The organism is Virgibacillus carmonensis (assembly GCF_057836705.1).
This window is the reverse complement of record NZ_JBYQFJ010000343.1, coordinates 1-552: the sequence shown is the minus strand read 5'-3', so window position 1 is coordinate 552 and position 552 is coordinate 1. Positions and strand designations below refer to the sequence as shown.

The 552-nt window shown below is 42.0% G+C and carries 1 protein-coding gene; it reads right to left on the bottom strand.

Going from position 1 to position 552, the window contains the following annotated elements:
- Positions 1-392 (bottom strand): DUF763 domain-containing protein (locus tag AC3G7N_RS22240; RefSeq protein WP_489424283.1); only part of this gene is annotated, 392 nt, incomplete at its 3' end.
- Positions 393-552: the final 160 nt, after the last annotated feature.

Sequence of the window (552 nt, the reverse complement as noted above, 5' to 3'; positions counted from 1 at the left end):
TGATTAAAAACAAAGAAATGATGGTACAACTGGTAATTATCCTGTACCGCAGCAGAATCCACCTTTGCCACCGTACGGCTTGTCTGTTGAAGGTGATTTAAATCCTTTGATAAACTGTATTTATCACCGAATTCCACAATTTCCGACGGGGTTCTTCTAGACGCTTTCCCCTTACCCCCGGCAAAAAATAAACCCAATTCACCCTGTTCCTCACGCAGCCCCTCCTTCAGGGCGCCGCAAACAACTGTAGTCAAACCAGATGAATTCCAATCAAACCCCAATACAGTACCAAAAGATTGAAACCATACAGGGTCGGATAATCGGCGTAAAACTTCTTCCGTACCATATTCCATGACGATTACCTTGATGATTGATGCACCCATTTTTTTCATTTTATCAAATAACCATGGGGGACAATGTCCACCATGAAGGGGTGCGTTGGCTATTCCAGTTCGCATATAATCACCTCATATTACCCCTAATTTTATCACAATTACGGTTATAAAGGTGCCCATGACAACCTATTGGGATTTATTATCGGATAGCAAAATG